The sequence below is a fragment of the Acinetobacter sp. ANC 5378 genome (assembly GCF_013004315.1).
Lineage (GTDB): Bacteria > Pseudomonadota > Gammaproteobacteria > Pseudomonadales > Moraxellaceae > Acinetobacter.
This window is the reverse complement of the sequence record NZ_JABERK010000062.1, coordinates 1-26,906: the sequence shown is the minus strand read 5'-3', so window position 1 is coordinate 26,906 and position 26,906 is coordinate 1. Positions and strand designations below refer to the sequence as shown.

Annotated in this window: 32 protein-coding genes, 1 rRNA gene and 1 pseudogene; 22 read left to right on the top strand and 12 right to left on the bottom strand. The window is 39.6% G+C overall.

The features are described from left to right. Positions 1-21 precede the first annotated feature (21 nt). Both HLH16_RS12850 and HLH16_RS12845 read right to left on the bottom strand, forming a co-directional pair. Positions 22-1,314 (bottom strand): hypothetical protein, encoded by a 1,293-nt coding sequence (locus tag HLH16_RS12850; protein WP_171529617.1) that lies wholly within the window; start codon positions 1,312-1,314, stop codon positions 22-24. Further along, positions 1,289-2,503 carry a nucleoid-associated protein gene (locus HLH16_RS12845; protein ID WP_171529616.1) on the bottom strand — a complete coding sequence of 405 codons (1,215 nt, stop codon included), beginning with the start codon at positions 2,501-2,503 and terminating at the stop codon, positions 1,289-1,291. Before HLH16_RS12845 ends, HLH16_RS12850 begins: the two co-directional genes overlap by 26 nt. 319 nt (positions 2,504-2,822) lie before the next feature. Between HLH16_RS12845 and HLH16_RS15800 the strand changes: the two genes are divergently transcribed. From HLH16_RS15800 to HLH16_RS12835, 3 genes are all read left to right on the top strand, one after another. Beyond that, the gene (locus tag HLH16_RS15800; protein ID WP_250850277.1) at positions 2,823-3,017 is read left to right on the top strand and encodes a hypothetical protein; all 195 of its coding nucleotides are present in this window, start codon (positions 2,823-2,825) and stop codon (positions 3,015-3,017) included. A 2-nt stretch (positions 3,018-3,019) separates the two neighbouring features. Continuing rightward, positions 3,020-3,838: a Rha family transcriptional regulator gene (locus HLH16_RS12840; RefSeq protein WP_171529615.1), complete on the top strand. Its 819-nt coding sequence runs from the start codon at positions 3,020-3,022 to the stop codon at positions 3,836-3,838. Positions 3,839-3,941: 103 nt separating this feature from the next. Continuing rightward, on the top strand, positions 3,942-4,148 hold the full coding sequence (locus HLH16_RS12835; protein ID WP_171529614.1) for a hypothetical protein: 207 nt from the start codon (positions 3,942-3,944) through the stop codon (positions 4,146-4,148). A gap of 55 nt (positions 4,149-4,203) precedes the next feature. Here HLH16_RS12835 and HLH16_RS12830 read toward each other — a convergent pair whose 3' ends face one another. Then, the gene (locus HLH16_RS12830; RefSeq protein WP_171529613.1) at positions 4,204-4,530 is read right to left on the bottom strand and encodes a helix-turn-helix domain-containing protein; all 327 of its coding nucleotides are present in this window, start codon (positions 4,528-4,530) and stop codon (positions 4,204-4,206) included. Positions 4,531-4,632: 102 nt separating this feature from the next. On the opposite strand from HLH16_RS12830, the gene HLH16_RS12825 reads away from it, so the two are divergent. The 8 genes and pseudogenes from HLH16_RS12825 (at position 4,633) to HLH16_RS12790 (ending at position 9,752) form a co-directional block, all read left to right on the top strand. Next, complete coding sequence (locus tag HLH16_RS12825) at positions 4,633-4,827, top strand: hypothetical protein (RefSeq protein ID WP_171529612.1); 195 nt, start codon at positions 4,633-4,635, stop codon at positions 4,825-4,827. A 49-nt stretch (positions 4,828-4,876) separates the two neighbouring features. Further along, positions 4,877-5,116: a hypothetical protein gene (locus HLH16_RS12820; RefSeq protein ID WP_171529611.1), complete on the top strand. Its 240-nt coding sequence runs from the start codon at positions 4,877-4,879 to the stop codon at positions 5,114-5,116. Beyond that, a complete protein-coding gene (locus tag HLH16_RS12815) occupies positions 5,116-7,875 on the top strand; it encodes a toprim domain-containing protein (protein ID WP_171529610.1) in 2,760 nt (919 codons plus the stop codon). The genes HLH16_RS12820 and HLH16_RS12815 overlap by 1 nt, the downstream gene beginning before the upstream one ends. Beyond that, positions 7,875-8,123, top strand: coding sequence for a hypothetical protein (locus HLH16_RS12810; protein WP_171529609.1), 249 nt, complete (start codon positions 7,875-7,877; stop codon positions 8,121-8,123). Before HLH16_RS12815 ends, HLH16_RS12810 begins: the two co-directional genes overlap by 1 nt. After that, positions 8,123-8,611 (top strand): hypothetical protein, encoded by a 489-nt coding sequence (locus HLH16_RS12805; RefSeq protein WP_171529608.1) that lies wholly within the window; start codon positions 8,123-8,125, stop codon positions 8,609-8,611. The genes HLH16_RS12810 and HLH16_RS12805 overlap by 1 nt, the downstream gene beginning before the upstream one ends. Next, a pseudogene (gene ssb, locus HLH16_RS12800) lies at positions 8,599-8,937 on the top strand (single-stranded DNA-binding protein); the annotation flags it as partial. The gene HLH16_RS12805 and the pseudogene ssb, both read left to right, overlap by 13 nt. A 30-nt stretch (positions 8,938-8,967) precedes the next feature. Continuing rightward, positions 8,968-9,477, top strand: a complete 510-nt coding sequence (locus HLH16_RS12795; protein ID WP_171529606.1) for a hypothetical protein — start codon at positions 8,968-8,970, stop codon at positions 9,475-9,477. After that, complete coding sequence (locus HLH16_RS12790) at positions 9,474-9,752, top strand: pyocin activator PrtN family protein (protein ID WP_171529605.1); 279 nt, start codon at positions 9,474-9,476, stop codon at positions 9,750-9,752. Before HLH16_RS12795 ends, HLH16_RS12790 begins: the two co-directional genes overlap by 4 nt. Positions 9,753-9,992: 240 nt before the next feature. On the opposite strand, the gene HLH16_RS12785 is transcribed toward HLH16_RS12790, so the two are convergent. Continuing rightward, positions 9,993-11,138 (bottom strand): tyrosine-type recombinase/integrase, encoded by a 1,146-nt coding sequence (locus HLH16_RS12785; RefSeq protein ID WP_171529604.1) that lies wholly within the window; start codon positions 11,136-11,138, stop codon positions 9,993-9,995. A 101-nt stretch (positions 11,139-11,239) separates the two neighbouring features. Here HLH16_RS12785 and dusA point away from each other — a divergent pair, with 101 nt between their 5' ends. Then, a complete protein-coding gene (dusA, locus tag HLH16_RS12780) occupies positions 11,240-12,292 on the top strand; it encodes a tRNA dihydrouridine(20/20a) synthase DusA (protein WP_171529652.1) in 1,053 nt (350 codons plus the stop codon). 208 nt (positions 12,293-12,500) lie between these two features. On the opposite strand, the gene HLH16_RS12775 is transcribed toward dusA, so the two are convergent. Beyond that, on the bottom strand, positions 12,501-12,878 hold the full coding sequence (locus HLH16_RS12775) for a cytochrome b562 (protein ID WP_171529603.1): 378 nt from the start codon (positions 12,876-12,878) through the stop codon (positions 12,501-12,503). Between the two features lie 167 nt (positions 12,879-13,045). Beyond that, positions 13,046-14,311 (bottom strand): bifunctional phosphopantothenoylcysteine decarboxylase/phosphopantothenate--cysteine ligase CoaBC, encoded by a 1,266-nt coding sequence (gene coaBC / locus HLH16_RS12770; protein ID WP_131288693.1) that lies wholly within the window; start codon positions 14,309-14,311, stop codon positions 13,046-13,048. A gap of 113 nt (positions 14,312-14,424) precedes the next feature. Between coaBC and radC the strand changes: the two genes are divergently transcribed. Next, positions 14,425-15,117, top strand: a complete 693-nt coding sequence (gene radC / locus HLH16_RS12765) for a RadC family protein (RefSeq protein WP_171529602.1) — start codon at positions 14,425-14,427, stop codon at positions 15,115-15,117. Between the two features lie 71 nt (positions 15,118-15,188). Next, the gene (locus HLH16_RS12760) at positions 15,189-16,100 is read left to right on the top strand and encodes a bestrophin family protein (RefSeq protein ID WP_131288697.1); all 912 of its coding nucleotides are present in this window, start codon (positions 15,189-15,191) and stop codon (positions 16,098-16,100) included. Positions 16,101-16,201: 101 nt separating this feature from the next. Here the strand turns inward: HLH16_RS12760 and HLH16_RS12755 are convergent, their stop codons facing one another. Continuing rightward, positions 16,202-17,053: a PHP domain-containing protein gene (locus HLH16_RS12755; protein WP_171529601.1), complete on the bottom strand. Its 852-nt coding sequence runs from the start codon at positions 17,051-17,053 to the stop codon at positions 16,202-16,204. Positions 17,054-17,098: 45 nt separating this feature from the next. Between HLH16_RS12755 and HLH16_RS12750 the strand changes: the two genes are divergently transcribed. From HLH16_RS12750 to mnmC, 4 genes are read left to right on the top strand one after another with little or no spacing between them, the layout of a single operon-like run. Further along, positions 17,099-17,713: an inner membrane-spanning protein YciB gene (locus tag HLH16_RS12750; RefSeq protein WP_171529600.1), complete on the top strand. Its 615-nt coding sequence runs from the start codon at positions 17,099-17,101 to the stop codon at positions 17,711-17,713. Between the two features lie 26 nt (positions 17,714-17,739). Continuing rightward, positions 17,740-18,042 (top strand): YciI family protein, encoded by a 303-nt coding sequence (locus HLH16_RS12745; protein WP_171529599.1) that lies wholly within the window; start codon positions 17,740-17,742, stop codon positions 18,040-18,042. 4 nt (positions 18,043-18,046) lie between these two features. Then, positions 18,047-18,574, top strand: coding sequence for an SH3 domain-containing protein (locus HLH16_RS12740; RefSeq protein WP_171529598.1), 528 nt, complete (start codon positions 18,047-18,049; stop codon positions 18,572-18,574). A 40-nt stretch (positions 18,575-18,614) separates the two neighbouring features. Beyond that, complete coding sequence (gene mnmC / locus HLH16_RS12735) at positions 18,615-20,534, top strand: bifunctional tRNA (5-methylaminomethyl-2-thiouridine)(34)-methyltransferase MnmC2/FAD-dependent 5-carboxymethylaminomethyl-2-thiouridine(34) oxidoreductase MnmC1 (RefSeq protein ID WP_171529597.1); 1,920 nt, start codon at positions 18,615-18,617, stop codon at positions 20,532-20,534. Between the two features lie 96 nt (positions 20,535-20,630). On the opposite strand, the gene HLH16_RS12730 is transcribed toward mnmC, so the two are convergent. Beyond that, entirely contained in the window at positions 20,631-20,945 is a 315-nt protein-coding gene (locus HLH16_RS12730; protein WP_171529596.1) for a rhodanese-like domain-containing protein, read from the bottom strand. A gap of 91 nt (positions 20,946-21,036) precedes the next feature. On the opposite strand from HLH16_RS12730, the gene HLH16_RS12725 reads away from it, so the two are divergent. Further along, a complete protein-coding gene (locus tag HLH16_RS12725; protein ID WP_067723050.1) occupies positions 21,037-21,525 on the top strand; it encodes a YajQ family cyclic di-GMP-binding protein in 489 nt (162 codons plus the stop codon). A 29-nt stretch (positions 21,526-21,554) separates the two neighbouring features. Next, complete coding sequence (locus HLH16_RS12720; protein WP_171529595.1) at positions 21,555-22,055, top strand: DUF4442 domain-containing protein; 501 nt, start codon at positions 21,555-21,557, stop codon at positions 22,053-22,055. A 154-nt stretch (positions 22,056-22,209) separates the two neighbouring features. Here the strand turns inward: HLH16_RS12720 and HLH16_RS12715 are convergent, their stop codons facing one another. The 3 genes from HLH16_RS12715 to HLH16_RS12705 are packed head-to-tail and all read right to left on the bottom strand — an operon-like array spanning position 22,210 to position 23,968. Next, a complete protein-coding gene (locus HLH16_RS12715) occupies positions 22,210-22,632 on the bottom strand; it encodes an acyl-CoA thioesterase (protein ID WP_171529594.1) in 423 nt (140 codons plus the stop codon). 1 nt (position 22,633) lies between these two features. Then, complete coding sequence (trxC, locus tag HLH16_RS12710; protein ID WP_131288712.1) at positions 22,634-23,071, bottom strand: thioredoxin TrxC; 438 nt, start codon at positions 23,069-23,071, stop codon at positions 22,634-22,636. Next, the gene (locus HLH16_RS12705) at positions 23,072-23,968 is read right to left on the bottom strand and encodes an alpha/beta hydrolase (RefSeq protein WP_171529593.1); all 897 of its coding nucleotides are present in this window, start codon (positions 23,966-23,968) and stop codon (positions 23,072-23,074) included. Between the two features lie 124 nt (positions 23,969-24,092). On the opposite strand from HLH16_RS12705, the gene HLH16_RS12700 reads away from it, so the two are divergent. After that, positions 24,093-24,428 carry a protein tyrosine phosphatase family protein gene (locus HLH16_RS12700; protein ID WP_171529592.1) on the top strand — a complete coding sequence of 112 codons (336 nt, stop codon included), beginning with the start codon at positions 24,093-24,095 and terminating at the stop codon, positions 24,426-24,428. A 622-nt stretch (positions 24,429-25,050) separates the two neighbouring features. Beyond that, positions 25,051-26,424, top strand: a complete 1,374-nt coding sequence (locus tag HLH16_RS12695) for a dihydrolipoyl dehydrogenase (protein ID WP_171529591.1) — start codon at positions 25,051-25,053, stop codon at positions 26,422-26,424. Positions 26,425-26,622: 198 nt separating this feature from the next. Here HLH16_RS12695 and rrf read toward each other — a convergent pair. Continuing rightward, positions 26,623-26,737: ribosomal RNA gene (rrf, locus tag HLH16_RS12690) — 5S ribosomal RNA — on the bottom strand. Between the last annotated feature and the right edge of the window lie 169 nt (positions 26,738-26,906).

Here is a 26,906-nt window from a genome sequence, read left to right as displayed (position 1 = left end):
ATAAGCCCCTTTCGGGGCTTTTTATTTCTCTATATTAGGTTTTTCATCAAATACATATATTGTAATTTTTATAAAAAACAATAAAACTATCACCCATAAATTAAACTCGATCTGATCCAAACCAGATATAAAGTCGTATATCATTGGAATATTTAAAATACAAATACCAATTAACACACCAATAAAAGAGGAAACTACTACTAAGTATAGTTTATGCCAGAATATTTTTTTATTAACAGGTTCAATTTCACTAGTCCATTGGAACGCTAATTCTTTTGGAAGTTTTGAAATCACATTAAATTGTTTAATTTGTATTTCAATATGTTTTAAATTATATGCTTGCTGAAAACTTGCATATAAAACCATAAATAAATAAATCAAAAATCCTGTATAGATATATTCATTAACAGTACTTTCCGCTCTGAATACAGTAATAACAGAAACAGCAAGCGGAATAGCCAGAACTTGTGTTTGTAAATCGGAAATAATTTTATTTACTTTTACAAGAAATTCATCTGCATATTTATTTATTTTCTCAATAAATTTTGAATATTTAAAATCATCTAAATATAAACTATATTTAGATCTAGTATCATTAATAATGTTTTCTACATTTTTAATTAAATGAAAAACCCTCTCACTTTTATCAATGGATGCTAAATTTTCTATAATTTCTGTAGCAATAATGACGTACAATTCATTTTTATGCGCACTTAGGACCTCAGTACCTTCTTCGGACTGTACTTTTTGTTCCATAATCCAATCTAAAAAAATTTTTAAGGATTTTTGCAGAATATCATTTGTTTGATAAAGCTTGACTAGTTCAATATATCTTTCAGCAGCTCTAGGTTGTATTGGTACTTCACAATAGTTTTTGGAGAAAAAAATTAATACATTATTCTTCTGATAGTAATTATCAGAAAGACAACGTATAAATTGAGCAAATAACGTTAATTCAGGAATGTAATCACGTTCACCATTTTTCACACGCTCAAGATTTTCATAAATTATATCAGTATCATCTAAATTAACTTTTTTACTGACATCAAATTTATGTTCAATATAACTTTGATATGACGCATAGTTCTTTGAATCTTGTAATAAATTCAATCTAAATGAGCTAGCTTCATTTTGTCTAGGAATTATATTGTGATAAGTGAAGTCATCTGCAAAAGTTCTCTCAATAAATACAGAAATTAGAGCAACATCAGCCTCTGTGACAGGTGATACTGTTCCAGAGATACTGTTATTTTCAAATTTGAGATCACTACTTAAAGCAAGTAATAGCTCAATCTTCTCTCGCTTCTGATTCATTACTGTTACCTTGGTTTAATTTCTGTCTAATCGCCTCCACGTCACGTGGTTCAACTTTAATTTGAACAAATGGATTACTCGGATCATCATTATTCAAATCTATAGTATTACCTGCATGCGATCGCATACCAGAAATTTTTATTGGCTCACTACCTGCAACATTGATATCAAATTTTAACTGGCCTAAACCTCTTACTGCTTTACTATCAGGATAGAATACATTTCCAACCTCATTATCCTGAAATCCATTTGCAATTCTATAGTCTTTAAACAAATTTGTAGATAAGTCTATTCCAAGCTGCTCCGCCATTGTAGTAATGATCGGATCGATATCAGTTGTGATGTTAACAGATTCTTTCTTTTCAGCTTTGTGGTTAAGTAAACTGTAAACTGACTTATCAATAGCATCTCTAGCATCGGGGGTAAAGGAACTTGTATCTAGATATCCCCTAAGTGTCAGCATCAAATGTTTTGTAGTTTTAGCATCATCAATTTTATATTTAACAGGAATAAAATGCTGGATGTATTGTGGAATTTGATCTTTGCCTTTTTGAACCCACCAGACATAATTAGCAGGCGTTTCATCCAAACCATTTTTTATACTTTCATAATGGTCAAGCATACCATTCAAACTTACTTTTACAGCAATTTTAAAAGTATTCGAGTTCAAACTTGTTGTATCTAAAATTTCGCCCGTATTTTCATCAATCGTTATATCATCTTGTACATTTAACAGTGCGATATAAAGATAACAAATATCATTTTGTTCATAAATTATAATTGGTACGTGGTCACCTGTTGTCCCTGGCGTATTATAAACATGGTGATCCAAAGCATGAGTAATAACTGCCATATACCGACGGCATTGCGTTTCATGAATATTTTCGACCGTTAAGTTCGTTGATTCTGTATCATGTTTATCTTCTAAAAATTTTCCATCAAAAAAATATTCTTTAGAGAGATTACTTAAGGTAGGGGACTCTCTGAAATTAGAAGCGTGTGAACTTGCAGATCCATACTTTTCTCGTTGTGCTTCTAAAAAATCAATCAACTTTCTTGTATTTTTATTATTTGAATGTAAATTACCTCTAATTAAAGGAGCACTACGATCTTCTCTTTTTTGATGTTGCGCACGAATGATTTTATTAATAATCATTGCATGAACAATAATTTCGTTAGAACTACTCACAATAGCTACCACCCCAAAAAATAATTCTTATAAAGCCACTTGACATTAACACTTTAACACTGTTACAGTTTTAGGACTACAGCAAAATCTGTGGTCAGGCGTGAGAACCTGAAACGAACACAAAAGGCGCAAATAAGTCGCGCAAGCGGCTGTTTTTTTGCGTAAAATTCGGCTATGCCTTTTTTGGCAGGCTGGATAGGGCAGCTTCGCGCTGGCCGTTTCCTTTTGTGGCGGTATTCTCACCCCTGTTCAGTCTGTCACCATTACCGTGAGAAGTGATGGTGTCAGGTTTAAAACTTGAACACAAAAGGAAAAGCCAATGAAACCATTCGCTTCTACGCATTCGCGCACCCAAAATAACGTAAAAGAACATTCCCCTATTTACGACCTTCCAGCGTATGAAACACGCCAGCGAAAACTTAAACGTAAACAAATTTTAAAAAACATCCTAGACACAACTGTGTTCTTTTCAGCATGTTCTATCGTCTTCTCATTATTGTTTTGGGGAGTATGAGCATGAACGCAATTGCACATATTGATGACGCGGTTTTTATTCAAGACCAGCAAGTTAAAACCACCAGTTTAAAAGTGGCTGAAGTTTTTGCGAAACAGCATAAAGATGTTTTACGCAAAATTGAAAGCTTAGATTGTTCGCCTGAATTTACATCAGCGCATTTTTGCGCTCATGTTCAAACCATTGAAATTGGCAATGGTGCAACACGTGAATCCAAATACTATGAAATGACCAAAGACGGTTTTATGTTTTTGGTCATGGGCTTTACTGGTGCAGCAGCCGCAAAAATCAAAGAAGCCTACATCAACACCTTTAACCAAATGGCAGCCATGCTTTACAACCTGCATGGCAACAATGAATGCATCCATATTGGTGCAGTGGTACAGCTCAAATCTGGTGGTCCTATTTATACCGTCAGTCAAATTCACCACGACAATAACGGCTTTATGCAAAATGCCGAAGTGCTTTGGCACAACAAAGGCAATCTATGCCGTGACGTATTGCCTATCGCCTGTTTATCACTAGAAACAAAGAACATCATCGACAGTAAAATGCTGAATGACTTCTGGGCAAGTGTGAATAGCTATGGCTTACATAGACTCAATCACAGTCGTAATCCATATATCTTGGCACTTAATATTTCTCAGATTTATCAGTGCATAGAAGGTTTACCACTCAAGCACCAGCTTTTTGCCATACTCATGCAAAGCCAAAGCCCTCACCCCGTGTTTATGCAAAATAACCGACAGATTTACAGCGCATTACACAGCAAAAATATCAAATGCTGGTTGTTCCAAACAAATCCACCACTCTTGAATTAGTTACAAAATCGGCCACCCTGTGCGACAAAAATTGTCGCACATGACTGTATTCTTTAAACAATTTTCAGCAAAATAAACCCACTATAAATAGACAGGGGGAACAATGAACTCAATACTGGACATTAACAGCCATAACACCATGACTGCAGAAGAAATACTGGACGAAATACGCTTTCCAATTCAAAACTTGGAACAAACACTCTCTGTACTGACCAAACTATCAATACAGCATGAAATCACAAGCGAAGAACTAAACGCTCTCCTCAACACCCTACACCACCAAGTCGTTCAGATCGCCAAAGCAATATAAAGCACTAAAAAACCCCAACTAAGGTTGGGGTAGATGATTTAGGCTTGCCCTGAAATTACTGTGCCACATAAGCCTTGACCATTTTGACAAAAGCAGCCTTGGCATCATCACCCAGACTACGATATGCCGTGACAATTTCATGCTCAGGCTCACTTAAAGTATCAGCTCTTAAACCAAACGTAATATAAAAGACATCAAATCCTGCATTACTCAAAGCAATCAGCTGATCCTGGTTCAAGGCATCACCATGCTTTTCATAACGGACTATAGATCCGACTGCTTTACCTATAATTTCAGCCATTTCAGGTTGAGTCAGCTTCAAACGGTTTCTTTCCGCTTTCAAACGCGCCCCACGCTCTAAAAAATTATCATTTATCGACATTTTTACCTCTAACACTATTGAATATTTCGATATTTCGTAATATGATCACTTTAACAGTTTAACACTGTTGATATATCGAAACTTTAAAAAAAGGTAACTCAAATGTCTACAGTCAAAGAAAACCGAACAGAAATGAGTGGCGCACATTTTACCCAACCCGAAAAAGACTACATGCGTATCCATGCAGCTAAAAACCGCACGACTATTTCTAATGTGATTCGTCAAGCCGTTGCAAATGAATTGTCAAAAATTGCAGACCCTGATAACCCTTTTTTCATTGCGAAAAATAACACCTAAGCATCTGAAAAGGCTTAGGAGTTTACAATTTCACGCAAGAGTAAACATAATGTTAACACTTCAAGATTTATCAAATAAGCGTAAAGCACAGCTTAAAAACCGAAATGGTACTGAAGCTTTATTGCAATGCATACAAGAAATGCAAAAAGAACAAGGCAATCAACGCATGATTGCTGCAATCAAACTCAAAGGCTACATAGAAGCCCTTTATGACCAGAACCACATGACTTACACAGATGCATGCGACTGGCTTCATATCATTGAAACTAAATATCAGGGTGTGAATTAATGTCAGAGATAAAGCACCGCATCATTGACCGTCTTGAACAAATGTTCAGCTTCAAGACACGTGGCGAATGGTTCCGTGAAGGGATCTGCCCACAATGCGGTAAAAAAGAACTTTATACCCATGCCCACAATCCACGTATCGTGAAATGTGGTCGCTTGGTAAAATGTGGCTATGAAGAACACGTCAAAGATATTTGTGAAGACTTATTCAAAGACTGGTCTGAATACCATCCGCAAACCGACACCAATCCAAACGCTGCAGCAGATGCATTTTTATCTGAAGGTCGTGGTTTTGACATTTCAAACCTGATTGGTAAATACACCCAACAGTTCTACAAAGATTCAAACACTGGCGAATCAAGTGCCACTGTTCGCTTTATGCTAGATGACAAAAACTATTGGGAACGTCTGATTGACCGACCAGAACGTTTTGGCAATAAAAAAGCACGCTTTAACTATGGGTTTAAAAATGCTGGCCAAGCATGGTCAGTACATGAATTAGATGAAATCTGCCGTCTAGGGGAAAAAGGCCAAGCGATCTGGATCACTGAAGGGATCTTTGATGCCATTGCACTGAGTCAGTCAGGTGTCAAAGCCATATCTTGTCTATCATGTGTCAACTACCCTTCTGCATTCTTAAAGCAAATTGCAGACCGTTGTCATGAACTCAAAATTGACAAGCCACGTTTACGCTGGGCATTCGACAATGATTCGGCAGGTAAAGGTTATACCGTTAAATGGCATGAACGTTCACGTGTTGAAGGTTGGTCATCTACTGCTGCACAACCACCGGCAAATGGCGGTAAAAAACTCGATTGGAATGACTTGTTTCAGTGGGACAAACTCAACCCTGATCAATTTCCAAAGTACAAACACTATGGTGAATTGCTCATTGCTGAAACTGCAGAAGAAGCCGGTCTTTTAATTTACAACTTCTATGAAGGTCGTCGTCACACGTTCTATTACAACCACAAATTTCGTTTGTACTGGTGGGAACTGGACTATGACAAATTCAATAAAGCAGTTCAGCACCTGGAAGACCGCAACAATGAAGCAGCAGAAAATGGTGGTCAGATCCTCACTGATAAAGAGATCCGTGCCAGTGCATTGAAGAACTGTTCAGCAGCAAAAGAAATCTGTAATGCTCAGATTGAACCGTTGTACTTCCAGCGTAATGAAATTACCGATGAATCTTGGTACTACTTCAAATTGCAAAGCCCATGGTCAGAAGCAAAAACCACATTTACTGCTGATCAAATGTCATCACGTTCTAAGTTCAAACCACGTGTCATGTCTGTGATGTCCGGTGCAATGTGGACAGGTACAGATATGCAGCTGGAGACGTTCATCAAACGTGAAACTGAACGTTTGCGTGAAGTCAAAACCATTGATTACATTGGTTATAGCCGTGAATACCAAACCTATATTTTTGAAAAATATGCCGTTCATCAAGGGCAAATCATCCCGATCAATGAGCATGACTTTTTCAAAGTAAAACGTCAGGAAATTAAAACACTGGCAAGTTCACCAGCGATCACATTGAACCCGAAAAAACAGTTTGATCCGTCATGGTGGAATGACTTCCATAAAGTCCGTGGTGCCAAAGGCATTGTGGCTTTGGCTTGGTGGATGGGTTCATATTTTGCTGAACAAATCCGTGCCATGCACAGCTCATATCCATTTATGGAAATTGTCGGTGAAGCCGGTGCAGGTAAATCACGTTTAATTGAAATGATGTGGAAACTTTCAGGTCGTAAAGACTATGAAGGCTTTGATGCCAACAAATCCACAAACGTGGCGGTGTACCGTAACTTTGCACAGATCGCAAACTTGCCAGTGGTCCTGATCGAAGGCGACCGTAATGACGTGAACGGTAATGCTGTTCAAAAGTCAAAATTCAGTTGGGATGAATTAAAAGATGCTTTCAACGGACGTGCCATCCGTTCCAAAGGTTTAAAGACTGCAGGCAATGAAACCTATGAACCACCGTTCCGTGGTGCCATTCTGATTTCTCAAAACACCGCAATTCAGGCTTCAGAAGCAATTTTGACACGTACTTTGCACTTGTACTTTGACCGTAAAGGACAGTCACTGGAAACCAAACGCATTGTCGATGAACTGGATCGCATGGAACTTGAAGATGCATGCACCTTCATGACCCATTGCCTGCGTAATGAAGACAAGATCTTGGAGACATACGCATCAAAGTTACAGTCAATTGAAGATCACTATCATGCAATTGGTATTACCCATACACGTATTGCCCTATGTCATGCACAAGTGGCCGCACTGATCGAAGCAATGACCAAACACGTTTTGCCAATCGACTTGGAAGACATGCTTGAAGCACAAGAAATGCTTGAACAAATGGCGCGTGAACGTGTTGAACAGTTGAATGGTGATCATCCTGACGTGGAAAAATTCTGGGACGCTTACGAATACCTTCAAGGCAATCGTTCACCAGAATGGGGTTTAAACCATCACCCTGCCGATGCTCAAACTGTCGCAATCAACTTAAACGAAATTTACAAAGTGGCTGCACGTAATTATCAGCAGCTGCCTGAAATCAATGAAATGAAGAAGTTACTTCGCACATCGCGCAAGTACAAATTCATTGAAAGCAACAAACAAGTGTACTCAGACCGTTTCCCTGCAGATGACGTGGCAGCTGTGTCAAAAAATCGTGATGTACCAGGTAAACCAAGCCGAAATGTGAAGTGTTGGATATTCACCAATCCAAATTTAGGGGCAAAAAAATAATGATTCAAAGAATTGAAAATCCATTAAATCTAGGTGTTGAACAAGTAGAAATTCTAATTGCTGAGCTACAAGACAGTTTTGATAAATATTCTCAAGATTTACCTGAATTTTTATCGCTAGAGGAATCAGGTTGTGCAATTGAGATCAAAACCAAAAGCAGTGAATACAGTTACACCCTAGAACAGTTAAAACAGCTTAAAAAAGAATTTTTAGACCCAGTAATGAACAGCGTGAAGGAAATTTCGTGATGAACGCTCAAATTCAAGATCAAAGCTATTTCAAAATGATTGCTGAACACCAAGACATTTCAGCGCGAGTACTGCGTTTGCATAATGTTCTGAATCAGCACCCATGCATTCAGCACATGCCAACTGAAGCATGCATTCTGATCAACGAAATGAAAAACATTGTTGAAACTGGCACAGCACAACCAGGTGGACTTGAAACCGCTGAACTCAATTTTGATAACGCCCTACCCTTCACAGATCCTGAAATCAATACCGTTCACGATTTTAAAATCGGTGACACCGTATGGATTCCAAGTGAATTTGCACGCTACAAATTTATTGTCAGCAGTCATCAGCGTTTTGAAGTGAAACAGATTGTCGGTACAAATCAACTTTATGTCTGTCATATCGAAAACCCAAAGATCCCATTTACCAACAATCAAAAATGCTTCACAGCACATTTCAGTCATTTTGCAAAAGTTACAGGAGAAGAATCATGCGTGGCGTAAATAAAGTAATTTTGCTCGGCACGCTAGGTGCTAATCCTGAAAGCAAAACCTTTCCAAATGGTGGTTCAGTTTGTCAGTTTTCAATCGCCACTTCTGAAAAATGGCAGAACAAACAAACTGGTGATTGGATTGAACAAACCGAATGGCACCGCATTGTGGCCAACAATCGTTTAGGTGAAATTGCCCAACAGTACTTAAAGAAAGGCTCAAAAGTTTATATCGAAGGCTCACTTCGTACACGTAAATGGAACGACCAAAACGGTCAGGAACGCTACAGCACAGAAATTCGTGCAGATAATTTACAGATGCTGGATTCAGCACCACAGGCAAATGGATATTAATTAAGGAATTATAAAATGACTCAACAAAATACATTACCAAGTTTTCCGCGTGAATTGGCTCAAGAAATGTGGAATAGCAATGTTGGTTTTGAAGCAATTCTTCACGTTCCAACGTTATCTGTTTTAAAACCTAGTGATGAATTTAAAGAATTCTGTGAATCCTGTCATGATGGAATACTCCAACCACTCACTGAACAATGTCCTGCATTTTCATATGTATTGAACATGATGCAAGAAGATGAAAATGGTGAATACGATGATGAACATGCATCAAATCTTTCTTTGTACTGTTCTGACTTTGAATTTCTTGTGAAAACTCAAACAGCGATTCCGACTCGTTTTAATTTTACAGATGAAGGTGAATTTCAATCATGCAGTATTGGTGGCTGGTACCAAAACAATTGGTTTTTTGCTAAAGACATGAAACATGCAGCACAACAAGCAATTGCTTGTGCTCAAGAAATTTTCGATAAAAAAATGCTAGATGCAAAAGAAAAATTGAAAGATGGGGATGCAAGTAAATGAACGCTGTATTGAATCAGTTTGATTCAAGTTTCTTATTGGCCATGAAGTATCAGTCTCCAGTGGTTCCACTGGAGGTGATCGTAAAGGACTTTTTACCGCATCTCAAAATTGAAACAGCAAAGAAGCGCGCAGCCGTTCAAGACCTGCCCTTCCCAACGTTCAAGGCAGAAGATTCAAACAAAGCCCCTTACATGGTGAGTATTGCTGACGTTGCTTTGTGGCTTAACAAGCAAAGTCAGATTTCAAAACAAGATTGGATAAATATGCACGCCTAAAAAACGTGCATTGAGGTGAATATGCAACATGCTTATCAAATGATTAATATAAAAAGACAAAGACCAAAGGTTGGACAGAAAGTTCTAATTTACCGCCCATTTTCTCATGAAAAACCGCATTGTGATCCAAACTTTAAAATTGCAACATATTGTGGGGAAGGTCTTTGGATCGGTAGCCACTTTGAACATGAAATCACGCACTGGTTGCCACTAATAAAGCCCCAATAAATGGGGCTTTTTTTATAACAATTTTTTGGCCACTTTCATGGCTTCCACAAAATCTAATCGATCACGACGGCTTTTCAAATTCACATAACGTCTCAAACTTTCCCAAGACTCATGCAAACTGATCTGCTGCAGCTGTGGAATGGTCAAACCATCTTCAGCCAATCGGGTAATACCTTCATGACGCAAATCATGAAAACGTAAATCTTCAATTCCTGTCATCTTGATCGCTTCACGCCAGCGTGATGCAAATGATTTTGCATTCAACGGCAACAACACCGACGGATCTGCAGAATCTAAACGAAGCATTTGATCACGCACATCAGGCTTCATTAATTCTTTGATGACACGTTCAGCCTGTTCAGTCACTTTAAAACTTTTATGATTGCCGGCACTGCCATTCGGATTTTTTAAATCAAAAACTTTCCACTCATGATGCACCTGGTCATATTCATTTAAAAAAAGCCTGGTCAACTCATCTTCACGCCTGCAGGTATAGATGGCCAACCACATAATCAGATGTAAAGGCATGGACGTTTTACTGGTTTTCCAACGTCTATAGAAATAATTGGTCAGTAATTGCAGCTCATTTGATGCGGGTAAACGGTCACGTTTCTTGGATTTCGTGATCACACGCGCATTGCGAAGACCTTTCATCGCCTGTTCCAGCTCAAAAAGATTCACTTTTTCACCCCAAACGAGATCCGCATGCGTCAAAACTACCTTAAGATATTGCAAATCTTGCAAGGCCGTACTTGATTCAATCGGATCTGCACCAATTTCTGGATACCCTTTCCGCCTTAAATATGTATGATCAGTGAAATCTTTCCTGGTCAAATCACTGATTTTGACATTTCCGATTGGCCAATGAGTTAAAAAGCGGATGCCCATGCGTTTGGATCTTCCAAAACCTTCAACTTCATTTAAATATTTTTCTAAAGCAGCAGCTAAGGTCATGCCCTTTGAAATATTTGCAGAAATCATCAGTTCTGGATTCAATTCAAGTTCATATTCTCGTTTTTTAATCCAGGCTTCAGCCAATGACCTTTTACTAAATGTCTTAGACTCTGTAAAATTCGGCAGTCCTTGTCGCTTCACGCGCACCTGCGCCCTGTATTTTTTCACACCAGTGGACAGAACTCTTTCTGTAACTGTACCCATAAATTTGCACCCTGACCCAAAACCCATTTCACGGTGCAAATATGGTGCACCGAAATACTGAAATATGGGGGAATATGAGTAAAAATGCGAGTAAATGCAATATGCAAAATGTAGATAAAGCCCTGAAAAATCCACAACTTATTGATAACTCAATAAAACCTCGTATTTCCGTTGCCCCGATGATGGATTGGACCACGCGTGACTATCGTTTTTTTGCCCGCCTGTTTAATCCAAATATCATTATGTACACCGAAATGGTGACGACTGGTGCCATTTTATTTGGTGGTGCGGAACGTCATTTGGACTATAACAATGAAGAACACCCGATTGTGCTTCAACTCGGTGGCTCAAATCCAAAGGATTTAGCAACCTGTACCAAGATGGCTCAAGACTGGGGCTACGATGAAGTCAACCTGAATGTCGGCTGCCCAAGCGACCGCGTACAAAACAATAAAATTGGTGCATGCTTAATGGCAGAGCCTGACCTGGTTGCTGAATGTATTGCTGAAATGCGTAACGCTGTAGATATACCTGTTACGGTCAAACACCGAATCGGTATTGATGACATGCAGTCGTATGAAGAAATGCTGCATTTTGTCGATACTGTTGCCAAAACCGGTTGTGACAACTTTATTGTGCATGCCCGTATTGCCTTGCTTCAGGGTTTATCGCCTAAAGAAAACCGCGATGTTCCACCTTTACGTTATGAAGATGTCTACCGTTTAAAACAGGAACGTCCCAACCTACTGATTGAAATTAACGGCGGTGTAAAAACCTTGGCTGAAACCCAACAACATTTAAAACATGTCGATGGTGTGATGATTGGTCGTGAGGCTTATCACAATCCATATTTATTGGCTGAACTTGGACAACTGTGGAATCTGGAAGCACCTGACCGTTTTGATATTATGGCGCAAATGATGCCGTATATTGCCAAACGTATGGAAGAAGGTGCCCCACTTTCCATTATCACCCGTCATATTTTAGGTTTATTCCAAAACTTGCCGGGTGCACGTAAATGGCGTCAGGCATTAAGTGGCGGTAATGCCAAAACTTTAAAAGATGTGGAAACGGCGTTAATCAATATTCAGGAAGCGATGCAACGCACTGAAGATTATTTGAAAGAAAATCAGAGTGATCTGGCTTCAAATTGATTGTAAGCTTTCGCGTGATTAGCAATGCCAGACCATTCAGAAATGGGGCTGGCATTTTTTTAATCTTGATTTTTCAGCTGTCTTTATATATTGCTAAATGAAGAAAGCTTTGCACAACGTCTATGGCAGCCACTAAAAAAATAGAAAAACTGTCAGCTTATGCTACGTTTTCAGCACTCATTTCTCTGAATGATGAATATGCATAAAATCAGTGAGGATTGTAAACTGCATGTCCCTGTTCTTTCACCAGAGCAATTTTTTTGCCTTCCACTTTAGCCTGATCTAATTGACCTACCTGTACCAATATTCTGGTTTTATCAATCTCTGCCAGCAATTGGTCATATAAAGTATCTGAGGTCGGTGCGTTTGCATCATGTTTTTTTAATTTCACTTGTTTTGCATCTAAAGCTGCAGTTTTCATATGATCCAGTGCTTTTAGCGCATCGCTCTGATTCTCCGCCTTATTAAACATTTTAAAGTTTTTCACAAGCGTACTCATACTCTGCCCAAGCTCGCCGGCAAAACTCAGGCTACTGAATGACAAAGTGAAAGAAAGTATCATTGTGGCTAAAATTTTTTTGATCATGTTTGACGTCCTTTTAAAGATCCATTTAAAAACTTTGGTTATTATTGTTGATGCTATTGTTGCTTTTTAATTGTTCTGACTATTTGCATTTTAAGCATTAAACCTAGTGTAAATTCCATAAAAAATGCAACGGATTCGTTGCATTTTAATCCAGAACTTCAGCTTCTTTAAACCGGTTCTATTTCATTGTGCAAGGCATCATGAATTGCTTCCACCAGCTGCTGCGCAATTTCCTGTTTTGAAGCTTTTTCCAGATCACGCTTCTGCATTTGATACTGTTCGGCAAAGAACACTATCATGGCATTTTCATCAGAGGCAAAACCAATATCAGGCCGTGATACATCATTACAAGCGATCATGTCGAGTTTTTTCGCCACCAGTTTACCCGCTGCATACTCTTCGACATTGCGGGTTTCCGCTGCAAACCCCACCATAAATGGGCGTTTTTGTTGCTGGGCAATGGTCGCGACAATATCTGGGTTTTTAATTAAAGAAACGTTCAGCTCATCACCGGCTTTTTTAATTTTATGCTCGGCAACTTCAGCAACTCGGTAGTCCGCAACTGCGGCTGTCGCAATAAAAATATCGCAACCTTCATCCAGCATTTGCATGCTGATGTCCAACATTTGTACAGCAGAGGAAACATTAATCCGGCGTACACCATTCGGTGTATCCAGACTCACGGGGCCAGCAATCAGAGTTACTTTCGCACCTGCTGCATAACAGGCAGCGGCCAAGGAAAAGCCCATCTTCCCGGTACTATGGTTGGAAATATAACGGACTGGATCAATCGCTTCACGGGTCGGTCCCGCAGTAACCACCACATGTTTACCTGCCAGCATGCCAAATTTTTCGGCAATCGCACGTTGTGCTTTGTGGAAATACTGAGTCACTTGTCGTGCTAAATCTTCAGGCTCAGGCATACGTCCCAAACCAACATCGCCACAGGCTTGTGAACCTGCATCCGGCATAATCACATGTACACCATCTTCAACCAGCGTATTTAAATTACGCTGCGTGGCTTTGGCTGCCCACATTTGCTGATTCATGGCCGGAGCCACCCAAACCGGAGATTTGGTTGCCAGATATAAAGTACTTAATAGGTCATCGGCCAAACCGGCAGCAAATTTCGCTAAAGTGTCACAGCTTGCAGGTGCAACCAGCAATAAATCAGCCCAACGTGCCAATTCAATATGCCCCATGCCCGCTTCTGCTTCAGGATTGAGTAATTCAGTATGTACCGGATTTCCCGACAAGGCCTGGAAGGTTAACGGAGTAATAAATGCTTGCGCACCTTGCGTCATCACCACACGGACATTAAAGCCCGCATCTTTTAAGCGACGAACTAAAATGGCACTTTTATAGGCCGCGATACCGCCAGTTACAGCTAAAACAATGTTTTTATTTGGAATCACACTCAAATCGAAGCTCACAAACAGGCTACCTTTGTGTTGCAGTGGCGCTCACAATAGCATTAAATAAAGTCATGCCCAAGTCAGCACTTAGGTCTAATTACTCTCACTAATAATAAAAAAGTCTAAAAACAATGAATTCATCGATTAAACATTGGCCAGAACAAGAACGTCCACGCGAAAGACTGATTCAACAAGGTGCAAGCAGTTTGTCAGATGCAGAACTGCTGGCAATCTTTTTACGTTCCGGTTCCAGACAACATTCCGCTGTTGAACTGTCACGAATACTGTTACAACATTTTGGCGGACTCAATCCAATTTTTGATACCACCCTTCAGGATTTAAGCCAGTTTCATGGCATTGGCAAAACCAAATATGCACAGCTGATGGCGGTAAAAGAATTGGGACGGCGTTATATCTCACAACATTTAAAACAGGAAAAAATTGAATTAAGTAACTCAAAAACACTTTTAGATTTTTTAAAGTTTGAATTATTGGGTGAAACTCAAGAGGTTTTTGCAGTGCTTTGCCTCGATGTCCATTTAAGAAAAATAAGCTTTAAAAAAATGTTCTATGGCTCAATAAATTCGTGTGAAATTTCGATTAATCAATTGCTACGCCATGCAATTAATCAACATGCGAGTAGCATCGTGATTGCGCATAACCATCCTTTTGGAATGCCGCTGCCTTCCAATACCGATATTGAATTAACCCAACATATTTCAACGGCCTGCGATTTATTAGAAATCCGCCTGATTGACCATTGCATTATTTCCCCGGAAGGGAGTTATTCTTTTGCTGAACATGGGCTTATTCAGCCCCAATAAAAATGTAACAAATATTGACAAAAGCCCAGCCAACACTGAAGATCAACAAAAATTTTGATGATACTAATAACATGATTGTTCGTGATCAACCTAGTGTATTCAAGCTGCTATTTTCCTGGCGCGGAACCATTCTGCCCAAGGTTTTGCCTCCTTTAGGTGTGGTCATGCTCATTTCCGCCGTGATTGGTGGATTATCTTATATTGGTTATTTTCATTTCCCGGAACTTCCTTTAGTGGGCTTTACCCTCATTGGTGTCGTGCTGTCCATTTTTCTGGGTTTTAAAAATACGGCCTGTTATGATCGCTGGTGGGAAGCGCGTAAACTTTGGGGAATGCTGATTGCCAATGCCCGGCACTTTGACCGCGACTGCCGTATGCTCAGCCAAGGCCGCCGTGAACGTGTGATTCAGCACGTGATTGTGTTTGCCAATGTTTTGCGTGATCGTTTACGTCATCAAACTGCAAATCAAATGACATTGGTTGAAACCAGTGGCATGAGCCAGCAGGCTTTAACCCAGCTTTATCAGCAGGCCAATGCACCACAATACACTTTAAGCTTGATTCAATGGGAATTGATGCAAGCCCTTAAAGATGGTGAAATTTCCGATATTATTTATATGCAGATGAACCAGCACGTGGCTGAATTGAGTCTGGTTCAAACCGGTTGCGACCGTATTGCGACCACGCCTTTGCCCTTTGCCTATTCGGTTTTGCTGAACCGTACCGTGTATTTCTTCTGTTTTATGCTGCCATTTAGCTTGGGTTCAACCCTAGGTTTAGCGACTCCCTTAATGGTCGGTATTTTGGCGTATACCTTTTTGGGCTTAGATGCCTTAAGTTCGGAAATTGAAGAACCTTTTGGTACGCAAAGTAATGACTTGCCTTTAGATTCAATGGTGCGCACCATTGAAATTGAACTGTTAGGAACTTTAGGTAAACCGACACCGCCACCAATTCAGGCGCAGGATCATAATTTGCTTTAGACTCTCATCCCAACCTTCTCCCAAAGGGAGAAGGAGCTTTATCATTTCTGAATTTAAATAATGGAAATCCCCTCTCCTTCTAGGAGAGGGTCAGGGAGAGGTCAAACAAAACTCTCCCAAATCCCGACTTGCCCTTCTTTAAGGCGAGGAATATTACCCAATCGAATCCACGGCATATGATCGCCATGAAAATCACTGCCCACAGAAACTTTTAAATCGAATTCCTCAATCATACGATCAACCATCTGCCGGGTAGAGGCCGGTTCAATCGCTGGAGGAAGTTCAACAGCGTCTCCACCGAATTTGGCAAAGATCTCAATCAAATAACGAATGTTCGTCGCCGATAAATCATATTTGGTCGGATGTGCCAATATTGCATAGCCACCACTTTCATGAATAACCTGAATGGTTTCTTCTAAACCCAGACCATCAAATTTCACATAGGCTTTTTTACCTTCTTTTATATATTTATCGAAAGCCTGTTGCGGGCGGCTCACAATCTTTTTTTCGACTAAGGTTTTGGCAATATGGGTGCGGGTAATACGGTCTGCAATGCCATCCACTTTAGAAATCACATCTGCATAAATATCCTGACCAATCAGCGGAATCAGCAAATCACAAATCTGTTTGGCACGGATCGCGCGAATCTGTTTTTGTTGTTCTAGCACTCGCTGCAACGGTTCTGGATCTTGCATATTTAAGGCCACAATATGTACCGCATAACTTTTTTGAGTTGCAGGTCGTGACCATTGACTAGAAATTTCTACACCTGAAATAATGTTCAATGGTAAATCCAAGGCAACTTTTTCAGCTATTTTTAAGCCATCCATAGTATCGTGATCAGTCAGCGCAAGGGTATGAATACCTTTTTCAATGGCTGCATGCACAAGTTGTTCTGGAGATAAAGTTCCATCAGAAATATTACTGTGTGTATGTAAATCTACGCCTTGCATCACTTATACTACGTCATTTATTTGATCAGATTTAGATACTCTAACATGAAAGCACTTTTAGACTTTGTGCCACTCATTATTTTCTTTTATTTATATAAAACCGTCGATCCCAAAGATACTGAGCATCCCCTGCTGCAATTGATTGGTTCTGCAGGCGGTATAGATAACAATAATATTTTGGTTGCAACCTCAGGCCTGATTATTTCCATGCTTGTGGTATATGGGGCTTTGTTTGTTATACAAAAATTCCGTTTAGACAAACAACAATGGATTGTGTTGTTTATGACGGTGATTTTTGGTGGCGTCACGTTAATGCTCAGCGACGATTTTTATATTCGTTTGAAAGCAGTTCTTTTAAATCTTATCTTCGCGGGCGCATTCTTACTTTCGCCTTATTTTATGAAAGATAAGAAACCACTGATTCAGCGTTTATTTGGTCCAATTTTCAATTTAACGGCAAAAGGCTGGAAAAATTTAAACATCGCATGGGCTGCAATGTTCATATTCATGTCTTGCCTGCATATTTTCTTCGCTTTTTTATTTTTAGGTGGAAAATATTGGGGTGAATTCACTGCATTTGGTGACATGATTGTGATGTTTTCCTTTATCATTATTCAGTTTATTGTCTTGCGCAAATATTTTAAGTCGCCTGAAGAATAATTTAGGTCAACAGATCGAGAAAGAATATGCCTTTATTCGTCGTAAGCTGTACAGATAACGAAGGTACAGTAGAAAAACGTCTTGCTACACGCCCACAACATCTTGAACGTCTACAAAAATTAAATGATGAAGGTCGCTTAATTGTTGCTGGTGCCATGCCGAAAGATCCAGGCAATCCACAAGCGGGTTTCTATGGCAGTACCATTATTGTCGACTTTGAATCGCGTGAAGCGCTTGATGCATGGCTACAAGAAGAGCCTTTCTTAAAAGAAGGCGTATACGGTCATATTGATGTGAAACCTTTTAATAAAGCTTTCCCTCAAGGATAAAATCATGCGCGTTGTTGTTTCAAGCTTATTGGGTTTATCTCTTATATGTTCAACTGCATGGGCGGTAGAAACCGCTCCTGCTGCTCCCGCTCCTACTGTAGCGACTGCTGCTCAAGCAACGACTGCAACACCACCGCCACAACCCCAAAAGCCACAAACGTTGCCTGCAAATAAACCCGGCACTGTTCCTGCTGCTGGTAACGTTGATGCCAACGGTCTACCACAAGAAGCAAAACCTTTAACAGCAGAACAAATTGCGAAAAATAAAGCCTTGCAAGATGCCAAAGTTAAAGCTTTAGTTAAGGATCAAGCCACCCGTTTACAACAATTGGAAAAAGCCAATCTGGATGCCTTATCGCAAAACCAAGAGCTGCAATTAAAAAATGACAGCTTGGGCGTTCAAGTACAAGTTTTACAAAGTGAACGTAGTGCACAAATGTTTTTATACGGCGCTGCAACCATTGCAGTCGGTGTCTTGCTTGGGTTCTTGGTTGCAAGTTATGTCTATACCAAACGTCGTCGTCAGTGGTAAAACACCGCTATCTTTTTTTGTTTTAAAGGTTGCTTAGGTTTTGTCTAGTGCAATTCAAACTGCTGATCTGGATTGGCAATGTGTGGATGGGATTGATATTCCTGTCTCCAAACAATTTGGAGACATCTATTTTTCTAGAGACAATGGTTTACTCGAAACCCGACATGTCTTTTTGAATGGTAATGACCTCGCAATACGTTTGGCAAAGCTGCAAGATTTTGAATATTTTTGTGTCGGCGAAACCGGTTTTGGTACAGCTTTAAATGCTTTAGCGTTATGGCAAATGTGGCAACAACTACGCCCGAATAACCGAAGCCATCTGCACTTGATCAGCGTGGAAAAATTTCCACTCAGCAAAGCTGATTTTATTCGTGCACTCAATGCCTGGCCAGAACTGCAACCTTTAGCCCAACAGCTGATCGAGCAATATCCATTGCCTATTGCCGGTTGTCACCGACTGAGCTTCCCTAAAGATCGTTTTTCCATCGATTTATGGCTCGGTGATGCCAATGAGGTCTTGCCGGTCATTGCCAAAACCAAAGCCGTAGATGCGTGGTTTTTAGATGGTTTTTCACCTGCTTGTAATCCCGATCTCTGGCAAGAGCATATTTTAAGCCATATTGTCCGACTGTCTGATTATGGAACGACCTTTGCCTCTTTTAGCGTGGCGGGTATTTTAAAGTGTGGTTTAAGTGGGCATGGAATTACCATTTCTCTTCCACCCGGTTTTAAGCATAAACGTCAGATGCTCACAGCGATCTGGAATCCTCCTGAAGCTAAAGATCAACAAGTCCTTAAATCAAAAGCCACAGAAATAGAACAATCCGAATTAATAAATTCAGTTTCAGCATTTAAACAACGTAAAATTGCGATTATTGGCGCAGGAATAGCTGGCTTAAGTTGTGCCTATGCCTTTGCCGGGCGTGGTCATCAAGTCACGATTTACGACCAATCAGCGCCTCTTGCGGGAGCTTCTGGCAATCCACTGGCCTTACTCAATCCCAGATTAGGTCGTATTGAGCAAAGTGCTGAGCATCTGGTCACTTTGGCATGGCAATATGCCATTCCGCATTATCAAAAATTCAAAGCTTTTCGTCCGATTCAGGTGAACCAATTGGCGCTTAAAGAGGATGATGATTTACTTGAACTCGCAGGGCAATATCCACACGGGGTATTTGCGGAAAAAGTAAATCAAAGTGATCTTGAAACCGAATTTCCGAGCTTAAAATTATTACAAGCAGGTACGGTTTCACCGCATCAATTACGCGATCAAATTTTAGCGCATCCTGCTATTCAATTTCAGCAAGCGGAAATCGTTGAATTAAAGACTGAATCTAACATTCAAGTGATCGACAGCACGCAGCAATGTTTGGGAGAGTTCGATCACGTGATTGTTTGTGCGGCACTGAACAGTAAAAACTTTGCGGAACAACTCCCCAAACTTAAACCGAATCGCGGGCAAGTCAGTTGGGTGAATAATGTGAATCAGCCGTTGCAACCTGAACAGGCTTATAGCTATGGGGGTTATTGCATGCAGCTGGATGAGCATCATCTGATTTTAGGGGCTTCTTTTTATCCACACCGGGATGATGATGAAGTGCTGCTAGAAGATCATGTGCATAACTATTCACTGATCCACAGTGTCTTTCCCAATTATGCACAATCTTTGCCGCCTGTTGAAACCTGGCAAGGTCGTGCTTCTGTACGGACACAAAGCCCGGACTATTTCCCACTGCTTGGAAAAATTCAGCCCGATGTGGAAATCTATACCTTTACCGCTTTAGGCTCTAAAGGCTTTTTATTTGCACCGTTATGTAGTGAAGTCTTGGCTGCTCAAGTTTTAGGGGAAGCCTGCCCGCTGACTTCATATTGGGTGAATAAACTTAATCCACAACGCTTTATTAAAAAAGTAAAACCCAAAAAGCCTTACTATCAAAAACTAGTCCCAAGCTCGCTCTAAAAAACCAGCAAAATAAAAAATCTCCCTTTATACCAAGAGGGATTAAACGGAATTCATTTTTTAGCCATTAAAAAAGCACCTTACGGTGCTTTTTTCTTAAGCGCCCTGTTCTAAAGGGAATCCTGCATCGCGTGCAGCACGAGTGCCACCCATCAATACAACATACTCACGTGAGCTATCTAAGTGATCTAACTTTTCAGCAGCACGTGGTGCTTTACTACCACCACCACATAAAATGTAAATGGTCTGATCCGACTCCACTTGAGTTAAGCTGTCTGCACTCAAGTCATCGATGGGCTGATTTACAGCACCTTTTACATGACCTTCAGCAAAGGCTTTTGTATCACGAACATCCCAGATAACCGCATTTTCTGGGAACTCAAATGTTGTAATTTCTTGCTTACGGATCATTGTGCACTCCTTTGATGTAAACAACACTTGGCAAATGAAGAAAACATCCCTAGCATCTCAGATATTCTTTCCCTTTGTAAAGGTCTAAACCATGCCTTCTTTCGATATTGTATCTGAATTAGAAATTTTTGAAGTAAATCATGCTGTTCAAAACACGCAAAAAGAAATTGCGACACGTTTTGACTTCCGTGGCCAAGACGTTTCTATTGAATTGAGCGAAAAAAATAAAGAAATCAAGATTACGACTGAAAGTGATTTCCAATGCGAACAAGTGTATAGCATGTTGGAAAATCATTTCTTTAAACGTAAAGTGGATATTCAAGCCCTTGATCCACAAAAAATGACCGCTTCAGGTAAAAATGTCATTCAAGTGATTAAGCTTAAAGATGGTCTTGACTCTGATACTGCAAAAAAAATTAATAAAGCCATTAAAGAAAGCGGCATTAAAGCGCAATCTTCTATTCAAGGTGACAAGATTCGTGTAACTGACAAGAAGCGCGATACTTTGCAACAAATTATGGCGTTCTTAAAAGAACAACAATTTGGTGTGCCTTTGCAGTTTAATAACTTTAAAGACTAATCTACTAATGCAGTAAGTCGAGGAACTTCATGACACCGACCAATCGTTTATCAAAACTGGTTAAAGCCACCTCTAAACTCCCGAAAGGCATTCGCAGTACCCTGTGGAGCAAAGTGTTTGGTCGGGTCGTGCCGATGGTGGGTAGTGCCAATATTAGCTATCTCGAAGTAAGTCACGCCAAAGTGGTGGTGAAAATCGAAAACCATCGTGCGATGCAGAACCATATTGGTCAGGTACATGCCTGTGCCATGGCACTGATTGCTGAAACAGCCACCGGTTTTGTCACCGGGATGAATGTTCCTGACTCCTGTATTATGCTCATCAAAAGTTTAAAAATCGATTTTAAACGCCCAACTAAAGGTGCCATGACTGCCACTGCAACACTCACCGATGATCAGCAAAAATTAATGCAAAGTACTGAAAAAGGTGAAACCTTAGTTTCAGTTCGTGTTACAGATGAATCAGGTGAAGAGCCAATTCAATGCGAAATGCTCTGGGCTTGGGTATCCAAGTCACAATTAAAAAGATAATTTAATTTTTAATTTTCGTTGCCTAAAGCTAAATCAAGTGACGAATTTTTACTTATGTAAAGAATATTGCTTAGTTCAAAATAAACCAGATGCTGTTTTAAAAAATTCAAAATATAAAAAAGCCCAATCATTGTTGGGCTTTTTTATATGATTCTTACGCGGGTTGCGATGCTAAATATTTTTGTTTTGCATCATCGGGAATTTGACGTTTTCCACCTTTCACGTCTACCGCCACAAAGGTAAATACCCCTTCGGTCACACGGATCGGTTCACGTGAATCATCATGGCTGTCCCACACTTCAATTTGCATTTGAATTGAGGTATTCCCCACTTTTAAAATCTTGGTATAGCAACTAATCACATCACCGACTTTTACCGGAACCAGAAAAGTCATCTGATTAATCGAAATGGTTGCACAGCGCCCTTTACTGAAACGCTCTGCGTGAATTGCACCTGCCAAATCCATTTGTGAAACAATCCACCCACCAAATACATCACCACTCCAGTTGGTATCTGCTGGCATCGCAATGGTTTGAAGGGAAAGGGTTCCTTCAGGTTTTACATAAGTATCTGACACATTAGCTCCCAGTTTTGGCATTCAATTGTTGATCTAGCCACTGTTGCAGCTCTGTAGATCGTAAAGCACCACTTATTCTAGCAATTTCGTTGGCTTTATTCATCAAAACTAAGGTGGGAATACTTCGTACATTAAAAGCACCACTGAGTCGGGGTGATTGTTCGGTATTAATTTTCGCAAAAATCACTCTTGGATTTTGTTTTGCCACTTGTTCAAAATGAGGGGCCATCATCTTGCAAGGACCACACCATTCCGCCCATAAGTCAATCAGTACAGGCAACTCACTATGGGTGACAAAGTTACTAAAATTGTGCTCATTCAATTCAATTGGAGCCAGAGGAATAAGCGCATGTTGACACTGACCACAGTTTGGATTTGCCTCTAGTTTATCTTCAGGTACTCGGTTTCTAGCACCACACGCAGGACATACAATAATCATTTAGCTCACTCCAATATGTTGATGTAAAAATTCTAATTGGGTAGTTATGGCTTTTTCAAACCATTGACCATGATAAATATCAAAATGTTGCATATCCCACTCATGGTATTGTACATAAGGTGCAATATTGGTTGCTGTTTCACGACTCGACTCAAGGGGGATCAGGCTATCTTGTTTGGAAGCAATAAATAAAACAGGAACACTAATTTTACGCACATCTTGAATAGGACGATAACGAATTAAATTAAAAAAGATCCGCGCCGGAATCTCTCCACTCCAGAAATAATCTGGATTGACAATGGATAAATATCCGTCATAACTATCGGCTGTCGGCATAAAACATAAGCCCGTCCGGTCTACGACAGGCAAGGTTTTTGGGGACATGCCCACTTTTGCACCCATATAGTCCTGACTTGATATTTTTAATGCTTTCGGTAGTTGTTGTAAAGGGTAAAGCTTGGCACTTTCTGTTCCATCAACAAAGGGAATTTGTGCGATTACGGCTTGAATATTTTTTAATTCTGCAGCCAAATTTAGGACATAACCACCGCTTAAAGAGGTACCCCAAAGTACGATCCGTCGCGTATCTACTGATTTTCGCTCTAAAATATGCGCAATCATGGTTCGCCAATCTTCTAGTTGAGATTGAATCGACACCAGCTCTCGTGGGCGGCCCGTACTTCCACCCCAATAACGATAATCAAACAATACCACTGCATAACCGGCTTGAGCAAAACGCTTGGCATACTGAACCAGTTTAAATTGACGCAAGGCTGCCAAACCATGCGCCATAATAATGACAGCAGGCTTATGTTCAGTTTTGGGACGGTAAAAATCTGCAGCAATAACCTCTTTCCCACTATTTACATAAAGTGGTTCAACTGTATAGGAATGCATACGCGCTCCATTGCGTTATTTTATGGTTGTAATCGCTTATAAAAATTTCAACAGATTAAGCTCCAGTTTCAGCTTAATGCTATCATAAAGCATAAATCTATTTAACGAATTATGGAGTGACGAAATGAGTGAAAATGTCGGCTTTGCAGGTCAAATCACCCCGGAACAGGTAGCACAAGTTGCCGAGAAAGGTTTTAAATCGATTATCAACAACCGTCCGGATATGGAAGGTGGTGCAGAACAACCTACAAGTGCACAAATTGAAGAAGCTGCGCGCAATGCGGGTTTAGATTACGTTTTCCAACCTGTCGTTGCTGGTCAAATTACTGAAGTCGATGTACGTACATTTGCAAATCACTTCAATGAACTTCCGAAACCAGTATTGATGTTTTGTCGTACAGGTAATCGCTCAAATAATTTATATCAAATCGCAAAACAAATGGATTTACTGGAAGATTAAGCACGTTGTTTATAGTGCTTAATTTAGTTTAAGTTTGACCTGCAATACATAGATCTTTGCAGAAACTACTGATTTAACCCGTAGTTTAAATTCTTCTGTAAGTGTTACAGGTCAAATGATGGTAAACAAATTTGAAACTTTGATACATCAAGGTTTTAGATCGGTCATTGTGAATCGTTCTGATCAGTAACAAGACAATCTGGTTTCCATCAATCAATTGCGCAGTATTGCCGAACAAATTCATGTTAATTTTATTTATTATCAACAGATTATCAATCGGTAAAGTTTCTAAAACAGACGTGATTGAATTTTCAAAATATTATAATGAGCTTCCAAAACCAATTTTAATGATATGTCGAAGGGGCACACGCTCTTCTCTTATTTAATGAAGCTAAAAAAACTGGGATTGCTCAATGAATAAAATAATTTTTCTACTGCTTATTTCATGTGTCATGTTTGGATGTAGCTCGATGAATGTTCGACCTACGGTTGGGGTGAGTGTGGGGACATCCATTTAATTTTTAAAACAGTATTTAAATAGCATTTTTTACAAACTCTGTAGTGACATACCTTTAATATACTATGAATATAAAATATCACTTCATAGAGCTGACAATTTTTTATGTACGACATCATTATCATCGGTGCGGGTACTGCAGGAATATCGGCATATAAAGCAGCAATAAAGCACACTCAAAACATTCTTATTATTAATGATGGTCCTTGGGATACCACGTGTGCCCGTGTCGGCTGTATGCCAAGCAAAGTGCTCATCTCTACAGCTAACAGAATGCATGAAATTCAACATGCTCAAGAAGTTGCATTAAGGGTTTCAGCTAAAATAGACACGTCTCAAGTGATGCGACATGTAAGAGAACTACGGGATCATTTTACCCATGCAACACTCAAAGAAGTTAATCGTTGGGATAATGCCCATAAAATCTCTGGAAAAGCTCATTTCATCGATTCAAAAACGGTTCTAGTTAATCAACAACATTACCAAGCTAAAAGTTTTATTATCGCTGTTGGATCTACCCCCACTATTAATAGTGATTGGAAAAATGAACTTGGGGATAAGCTCATCACATCTGATCAAATCTTTGAACTAGAAACCTTGCCTAAATCATTAGCAGTGATCGGTAGTGGAGTTATTGCGATTGAACTTGCACAAGCCATGCAACGTGTAGGGGTGAAAACGACTGTTTTTGCACGTAGTCGTAAAGTTGGCTCCCTTACTAGTCCAGAACTACAAAAGATTGCTCAAAATATTTTAAGTGAAGAATTAAATATCAAGTTTGAAGTACTCCCAGAACAAGTTAGAAAATTTCGCAATAAAGTTAAAATTAATTACACAGAAAAAGGAACTCAAAACAGTATTACTGCAGATTATTTATTGGTCGCAACAGGACGTTCCAGTTATTTAAATAGTTTAAATCTAGAAAATATCGATTCTAAATTTAGTGATCTAAAAAAACTTCCTGTAGATGAAAAAACTAAACAATTAGACGATTATCCAATCTTCATTATTGGCGATGCTCATACCAACTCCCCAATTCAGCATGAAGCTGCCCATGAAGGGCGAGCTGCGGTTTATAATTGTTTAAACTTTCCTAAACTTAAAAATATCAAAACTCTCTCTCCACTAGGGATTGTTTTTAGTCAACCTGAAATGGCTATTGTGGGACAGAGTTTCAGACAGCTTACTCAATCCAAGATCGAATTTGTGACTGGAATCGTTTCATACGAAAAACAAGGGCGAGCGATGGTTTTGGGCAAAAATAAAGGTACTATTGAAGTTTATATTGATAAGGCAACACGTAACTTCTTAGGAAGTGAACTTTTTGTTGAGTCAGCTGAACATATGGCGCATTTATTATCTTGGATCATCGCTGAAGATTTAACAATTGATGAAATCTTAGATAAACCTTTTTATCATCCCACTTTAGAAGAAGGGCTAAGAACTGCGTTTAAACATGCACGTAGGCAACTGGAATAAAATAAGATGAGTAAAACTTTTTCATCCTTATTGAAACTAAAAATTTGATAAATAATCTCATAATTAAAAACTATTATATTTTATGTATTTTTCTTTAAATAGGAAGAGTTGGCAGATAAGGGCTTTTCTTCCTTTTATTAAATCCCGCCCATAAAAAAACACCCCCTTCTCTTGAAGGGGGTGTTTTCAGGAATAATGAGCTGGCGATGACTTACTCTCACATGGGTAACCCCACACTACCATCAGCGCAAAGAGGTTTCACTTCTGAGTTCGGGAAGGGATCAGGTGGTTCACTCTTGCTATTGTCGCCAGCACAACTGTTTATGGATACTCGCTTAGTCTTACGTTTGTGCTAAGGTTTTTCCAAATCTTTACAGATTGGGCTGTTTGAGTTGCTATTGTCTAACTAACGCTTCACTAAATCAAGTTTTTTGTAGTGATTCAATCGAACCATACAACTGTTTGGGTGTTGTATAGTCAAG

Bases quoted from the DNA above. Each gene is read 5' to 3' on its own strand.
- HLH16_RS12850 (WP_171529617.1), bottom strand. From the start codon at position 1,314: ATGAATCAGAAGCGAGAGAAGATTGAGCTATTACTTGCTTTAAGTAGT.
- HLH16_RS15800 (WP_250850277.1), top strand. From the start codon at position 2,823: ATGAAACCATTCGCTTCTACGCATTCGCGCACCCAAAATAACGTAAAA.
- HLH16_RS12840 (WP_171529615.1), top strand. From the start codon at position 3,020: ATGAACGCAATTGCACATATTGATGACGCGGTTTTTATTCAAGACCAG.
- HLH16_RS12835 (WP_171529614.1), top strand. From the start codon at position 3,942: ATGAACTCAATACTGGACATTAACAGCCATAACACCATGACTGCAGAA.
- HLH16_RS12830 (WP_171529613.1), bottom strand. From the start codon at position 4,530: ATGTCGATAAATGATAATTTTTTAGAGCGTGGGGCGCGTTTGAAAGCG.
- HLH16_RS12825 (WP_171529612.1), top strand. From the start codon at position 4,633: ATGTCTACAGTCAAAGAAAACCGAACAGAAATGAGTGGCGCACATTTT.
- HLH16_RS12820 (WP_171529611.1), top strand. From the start codon at position 4,877: ATGTTAACACTTCAAGATTTATCAAATAAGCGTAAAGCACAGCTTAAA.
- HLH16_RS12815 (WP_171529610.1), top strand. From the start codon at position 5,116: ATGTCAGAGATAAAGCACCGCATCATTGACCGTCTTGAACAAATGTTC.
- HLH16_RS12810 (WP_171529609.1), top strand. From the start codon at position 7,875: ATGATTCAAAGAATTGAAAATCCATTAAATCTAGGTGTTGAACAAGTA.
- HLH16_RS12805 (WP_171529608.1), top strand. From the start codon at position 8,123: ATGAACGCTCAAATTCAAGATCAAAGCTATTTCAAAATGATTGCTGAA.
- HLH16_RS12795 (WP_171529606.1), top strand. From the start codon at position 8,968: ATGACTCAACAAAATACATTACCAAGTTTTCCGCGTGAATTGGCTCAA.
- HLH16_RS12790 (WP_171529605.1), top strand. From the start codon at position 9,474: ATGAACGCTGTATTGAATCAGTTTGATTCAAGTTTCTTATTGGCCATG.
- HLH16_RS12785 (WP_171529604.1), bottom strand. From the start codon at position 11,138: ATGGGTACAGTTACAGAAAGAGTTCTGTCCACTGGTGTGAAAAAATAC.
- dusA (WP_171529652.1), top strand. From the start codon at position 11,240: ATGCAAAATGTAGATAAAGCCCTGAAAAATCCACAACTTATTGATAAC.
- HLH16_RS12775 (WP_171529603.1), bottom strand. From the start codon at position 12,878: ATGATCAAAAAAATTTTAGCCACAATGATACTTTCTTTCACTTTGTCA.
- radC (WP_171529602.1), top strand. From the start codon at position 14,425: ATGAATTCATCGATTAAACATTGGCCAGAACAAGAACGTCCACGCGAA.
- HLH16_RS12760 (WP_131288697.1), top strand. From the start codon at position 15,189: ATGATTGTTCGTGATCAACCTAGTGTATTCAAGCTGCTATTTTCCTGG.
- HLH16_RS12755 (WP_171529601.1), bottom strand. From the start codon at position 17,053: ATGCAAGGCGTAGATTTACATACACACAGTAATATTTCTGATGGAACT.
- HLH16_RS12750 (WP_171529600.1), top strand. From the start codon at position 17,099: ATGAAAGCACTTTTAGACTTTGTGCCACTCATTATTTTCTTTTATTTA.
- HLH16_RS12745 (WP_171529599.1), top strand. From the start codon at position 17,740: ATGCCTTTATTCGTCGTAAGCTGTACAGATAACGAAGGTACAGTAGAA.
- HLH16_RS12740 (WP_171529598.1), top strand. From the start codon at position 18,047: ATGCGCGTTGTTGTTTCAAGCTTATTGGGTTTATCTCTTATATGTTCA.
- HLH16_RS12730 (WP_171529596.1), bottom strand. From the start codon at position 20,945: ATGATCCGTAAGCAAGAAATTACAACATTTGAGTTCCCAGAAAATGCG.
- HLH16_RS12725 (WP_067723050.1), top strand. From the start codon at position 21,037: ATGCCTTCTTTCGATATTGTATCTGAATTAGAAATTTTTGAAGTAAAT.
- HLH16_RS12720 (WP_171529595.1), top strand. From the start codon at position 21,555: ATGACACCGACCAATCGTTTATCAAAACTGGTTAAAGCCACCTCTAAA.
- trxC (WP_131288712.1), bottom strand. From the start codon at position 23,071: ATGATTATTGTATGTCCTGCGTGTGGTGCTAGAAACCGAGTACCTGAA.
- HLH16_RS12705 (WP_171529593.1), bottom strand. From the start codon at position 23,968: ATGCATTCCTATACAGTTGAACCACTTTATGTAAATAGTGGGAAAGAG.
- HLH16_RS12700 (WP_171529592.1), top strand. From the start codon at position 24,093: ATGAGTGAAAATGTCGGCTTTGCAGGTCAAATCACCCCGGAACAGGTA.
- HLH16_RS12695 (WP_171529591.1), top strand. From the start codon at position 25,051: ATGTACGACATCATTATCATCGGTGCGGGTACTGCAGGAATATCGGCA.